General features: G+C 64.6%; 4 protein-coding genes and 1 pseudogene. 3 read left to right on the forward strand and 2 right to left on the reverse strand.

Features of this window, described 5'->3' with window-relative positions; translation table 11 throughout:
• Positions 1 to 392 precede the first annotated feature (392 nt).
• The 3 genes and pseudogenes from ACWDR7_RS12940 to ACWDR7_RS12950 all read left to right on the forward strand — a co-directional run bounded on the left by ACWDR7_RS12940 (position 393) and on the right by ACWDR7_RS12950 (position 3,631).
• Complete coding sequence (locus ACWDR7_RS12940; RefSeq protein WP_449855305.1) at positions 393 to 1,076, forward strand: hypothetical protein; 684 nt, start codon at positions 393 to 395, stop codon at positions 1,074 to 1,076.
• A 235-nt stretch (positions 1,077 to 1,311) separates the two neighbouring features.
• Positions 1,312 to 2,307 (forward strand): annotated as a pseudogene (locus tag ACWDR7_RS12945) (IS481 family transposase); the annotation flags it as partial.
• 262 nt (positions 2,308 to 2,569) lie between these two features.
• On the forward strand, positions 2,570 to 3,631 hold the full coding sequence (locus ACWDR7_RS12950) for an endonuclease/exonuclease/phosphatase family protein (RefSeq protein WP_449855306.1): 1,062 nt from the start codon (positions 2,570 to 2,572) through the stop codon (positions 3,629 to 3,631).
• 356 nt (positions 3,632 to 3,987) lie between these two features.
• Here ACWDR7_RS12950 and ACWDR7_RS12955 read toward each other — a convergent pair whose 3' ends face one another.
• Both ACWDR7_RS12955 and ACWDR7_RS12960 read right to left on the reverse strand, forming a co-directional pair.
• Positions 3,988 to 4,296 (reverse strand): hypothetical protein, encoded by a 309-nt coding sequence (locus ACWDR7_RS12955; RefSeq protein WP_449855307.1) that lies wholly within the window; start codon positions 4,294 to 4,296, stop codon positions 3,988 to 3,990.
• 105 nt (positions 4,297 to 4,401) lie between these two features.
• Complete coding sequence (locus ACWDR7_RS12960; RefSeq protein WP_449855308.1) at positions 4,402 to 4,881, reverse strand: hypothetical protein; 480 nt, start codon at positions 4,879 to 4,881, stop codon at positions 4,402 to 4,404.
• Positions 4,882 to 5,031: the final 150 nt, after the last annotated feature.

Raw genomic sequence — 5,031 nt, forward strand, 5'->3', positions numbered from 1 at the left:
GCGGCGCCAAGCGCAAGGCCGAAGGCCGGCTCGTCGAAGGCCAAATCGTCACGAACTGGAAGAAGGCCCTCGAACAGCTCGCGATCGTCTTCCCCCGCCGCGTCCAGCCCTACCTCTAACCCCGAGACACCGCCCGCTTACACACACAACTTGACAAGCTCCTGGGTGGCAGTCGTGCTGAAATCCAGAACCATGTGCACTTTCCTTCCGGCTGACCGACGGAGTGTCCGTTTGGTCTTGGCGGCACTCTATGCGCCGAACGAGACCGCCGTCGAGCGAGCCGAGCAAGTCGCCGGCGACGCGATGCAGTGCATCTGCGATCACGTGGCTCAGAGGGGCTAAGATCCTCCCGCGGCGAAAACAGGGTCGCAGTCTCCGAATCTGGGAGCGTTATGTCACGCAAAGCCAAGCTCTGCACAGCTCTCGCTGCGCTCGCCCTAACGACTGTCGCGCTTGCCGGGTGCAGCGCCACAGCACCAGCGGCAGTCCAGACGCCCAAGGCATCCGCTCCAACGCCTGTTGAGCCGGTCAGTGAGGCTACGCCGACGCCGGAATCGACCGAACCGGGAACCTGCTCCGACGCATCGGAGATCTACAGCGACGCGGGGGGTCTGTATTGGGAGCGGCAGGGGACTCTCCGGGATCTAGGCGCGCGTGAGTTCGCGCGGGGCGAGGTGACAGTAGATGAGAACGGCACCCCCGTGACCTATACCGTTGAGCCCGGCGACGTCGAGGCCGTGGTCGCTGAACGGCTTTGCGCGTACCCAACCCTTGCCTCGATGAACCACAGGCGGGACATCCACCCCGGCCAGGTGCTCTGGCTCACTCCCAACCCAGAGACCCCCTGGGTGCCGTACTACAACCCAGATGACGTGGCTGCTGGTTTCCAGCAGATGCCGTACCAACAGGCAATCGAGTCTGCCGGCGCGGCGGTTGACGCCGGTGACGTGGACACCGTGCGGGCGATCTGGAACGACACACTCAAGGGCATGTTTGTGAATCAGGACACCATTGCCGCGGTCCAGAAGGTGGTCGACTCCGGCGACCTCGACGCGCTTCGCCAGCTCTTCTCATAGCAAGTAGAACGAGCTTTCCGCTCGGGCTCGTTCCAGGATGTCTGCCACGCCTTCCAAGCGGGAATAACCGTGCGTTCTAGCTCGACAGTGCTTCCAAGAAGGCGGCACCTTTTCCCAGCGAGTGTAGCTAGGTGTAGTGCCCAGGGACGTTGTTTGATCTGGCTGGCCTGATGTGACGAGAACCTCCCGGCAGAGTGGTGCTGCTACCGCATCCGCTCTGAACCAGGAGGTCCTCGTGTCTCACGCTAACGCGGCGCTCACCCCGCGCCAAAGGCTCCGTCTCGCCCAGAAGATCGTCGACGAGGAGTGGACGATCGCCGCCGCTGCGGACTACTTCCGGGTGTCCTGGCCGACCGCCGCGAAGTGGGCTCAGCGTTATCTCGAGCTCGGCGAAGCCGGCATGGCTGACCGATCGTCGCGTCCGCACACGCATCCGAACAAGACCCCACAGCACCTCGTGAAGAAGATCGTCCACCTGCGGATCCGCAAGCGTCTGGGCCCCGTTCAGCTCGCCGGCCGGGTCGGAATGCCCGCCTCGACGGTCCATGCCCTGCTGACCCGCTGCCGCTTGAACCGCCTGTCGCATGTCGATGTGAAGACCGGCGAACCCGCCCGCCGTTACGAGCACGACAAGCCGGGCGCTCTGATCCATGTCGACGTGAAGAAGCTCGGCAACATCCCCGCCAGCGGCGGCCGGCGCTACGTCGGGCGGGAACAGGGCGGCCGCAATGGAGCAGCGACAGATCTCGCCCGCCGAAAGGGGCAACTGCGCGGCCCTCTGATGCGGCACGCCTACGTCCACACCGTCATCGACGATCACTCCCGTATCGCCTACGCCGAGATCCACGACGACGAACGCGCCGAGACCGCCATCGGCGTCCTCCGACGCGCCGTGTCCTGGTTCGCCGACCGCGGCGTCCGCGTCGAGCGAGTCCTCTCCGACAACGGCTCCGTCTACCGATCCCACGCCTGGCGGCACACCTGCGCCGAGCTCGGCATCACACCCAAGCGGACCCGGCCATACCGGCCGCAGACGAACGGGAAGATCGAACGCTTCCACCGCATTATGGCCGACGACTGGGCCTACGTGAAGCACTACAACAGCGAGTCAGCCCGCCGCGCAGCCCTGCCAGCCTGGCTGCACTTCTACAATCACCACAGGCCCCACACCGCCATCGGAAAGCTCCCGCCCATCAGCCAAACCTCAAACAACCTGGCTGGGCACTACAGCAGCGCCTCGTCCTGCGCCACGATCGTCTCGTCCCGCTTCGCGAGATCAGCCTCCAGCAGGGTGACCTGCTGTCCCAGCTCCGCGACACGCACCCCGCTCCGCAGAGTGAGGGCGGCCCTTGTGCGCGGGGCTTCCAGCGTGCCCTCGGCGATCTTCGCCCGCTACTCCAGCACGTGAGAGACGAACAGGCCCTCCCGGTGCACGATCGGCCCGGTCGTACTCCGTCCGAATTCCCTTCAGCTCATCAGAGGAGACTGTGCACATGGCAGTGACGATAGAACCGCGCCCACCGGTGACGCACAACGGTTCATCGACCCCGCGGCGCTGGAGCACCCGACGAGTCGTCGTCGTGATCGCAGCGCTCATTGTCGCCTCTGTCATGCTCGTTGGCGCCACCTGGCCTCAGTCGTTCGGTCTGCACAGAGCCTTCGGCGTCGCTCAGCTCATTGCCTTTCGCCCGGTCCTCGTTATCGGCTTCGCTGTCGTCGCCGTGATCACGGGAGGAATCGCCCTCCTGGCGAATCGGCGATCTCGCCGGATCATCGCGGTCGTCGTCGCCGGCGTTCTCCTGATCGCTGCCCTCGCGCAGGCCGCCGTCCTCGGAGCACGGGGCTGGGGAAACGCCTTCGCGCCCCCTGACAGCACCTCCATGCTCGTCGACGGCGACCTCATCGTCCTGTCGTGGAACGCCCAGGGCGGTGCGACGTCGGCTCAGAAGATCGCCGATCTCGCCCTGACGGTTCGACCTGATGTGATTGCCCTGCCTGAGACGGACGCCCTGGCTGCGGGCGAGATACGCACGATCCTCGCAGAACACGGGCTGACAATGTCGTCGTCGACGGTGGGAGAGCGGATTCCGACCTCCGTGCTGATCTCGACGGAGCTCGGAAGCTATCGGCTCGATGCTTCTCGTGGTTCCACACCGGGTCTGCCGAGCGGAGTCTGGCTCCCCGACGACGAGGCTTCTCCGCCGATCGTCGTTGCGCATCCGATGCCGCCGCTACCGGCGAACATGGACGACTGGCGGGATGGGCTGAAATGGGTCGCGGCGCAGTGCCGGACCTTGGGCGCTGGCGTCGTCGTCGCAGGCGATCTCAACGCGACCATCGACCATCTCGGCGCTCTGCCAGGCTGCAGCGATGCCGCCCAGGCCTCGTCCATGGCTGCATCGGGCACGTGGCCCTCGACCGCACCTCAGCCACTATCCTCGCCGATCGATCATGTTCTCGTCGGCGCACTCTGGGAGGTGCTCGATGTGCGAATCATCGATACTCCGAGCCCTGGCAGCGATCATCGGCCGATCGTCGCGGTACTCGGCTCCTGAGAGCGAATCAGTGCGCGGTGCGATACGACGCGGGTAGGTCTAGGCCGAGTTCCGTCACGACCTCATCGACTTGGGGAAAAGCTCCTAGGCGCAGGGCGAGCTCGCGCTGAACGACGAGAGGCAGACCGCCCGCTACGCGGTCGCACTCGGTGACAGCCCCATCGCGATCGGTGACCGCCTACGTCAACGTGCTGCAGTTGAACAAACGCGGTCTGGAATCGACCCCGGTGAGAGGCTGGCCCTGCGCCCAGCCCGACTGCCGAGGCGGTCGACGAGCCCTCATCAGCTCTCGGAGCGTAGCTGAGACCTCTAATAATCGTAGACGTGCTCGTCAGAGCGGCTGAACACTGGCCCTGTCAAAGAAGTACCGAGGCGGCGGTGACAATCACCACGAGGCCGACTGCCGGCATCGCGACCGCGAGTGTGAGAAGCGCACGTCGGTCACGGCCCTGCGCTCGACGGGCACCCATCATCGCGATGATCACCGAGGTGACCATCAACAGAGCGCAGGCCCCGTAGAAGAAGACCCCCACCGCCGTGCCAAAGCCTTCTCGGTGGGAGCCCGCCGACATCCCGAGCACCCAGATGGCGACGCCCGCGGAGAGGACCGCGCCGAGACCCGTGAGAACGGATCCGATGAAACGGGTGTCGGCAGGGTCGCCCATCGTCGAACTTGCTCCCGTCCTCACTGTCATTAGGCCATTCTCACAGGTGCCCACGCCGGGCGAAAGCTGTCTCCCGGCGCGGTCACCTGGATTGAGTCTTCCGATTTACCGGAAGACTTCCTCCCACTTGCAGAGCGTGTAGTACTGGCTCATGCGATTGCGGCCGTAGACCTGCGCATTCGTGTTGGTGCCGTTGTACAGAACGCACATTCGCATCACTTGGCTGGGCGTCATGTCCCTGGTGTCCGTCGGCGTGATCCCGAGGTTCACCTGCGCCTCACGCATCATCACGAACATAGCCACCTTGAGGTTGAACTCGTGGTCCTGCAGCCGCTTCCACATATCCCACCGGTCCTGCCAGACGTTGTAATCGTAGTTACGACCTGTCTGCATTCCCCAGGTGATCGCGAAGTTGTACGCGATGATCGCAGTGCGCGAGAAGATCTGGCACAGTCCCGTGGACGAGTCGTTGAACTCGTAATCCGGGATCTCGGGGGATCCGCCTTCGAGCGCAACGTAGTACGCCCGGACGAGGAGGTCTGCGGCTGCATCCGCATCGTTCCAGCAGAGGCCCTCGTGGATCATCGGTGTCAGGATCAGCGCCTTGCGGCAGTTAAAGTCTGCCGCAAGCTGGGTTATGTGGCTCTTCGGACATCCGGTGGGGTGAGGGTGGCCGGGCGGTGATTCGGCGGTAGGGGTCGAGGTCCCCGAGGATCAGAAGCGCTAACTCTCTGA

The organism is Microbacterium sp. NPDC003461 (assembly GCF_053588335.1).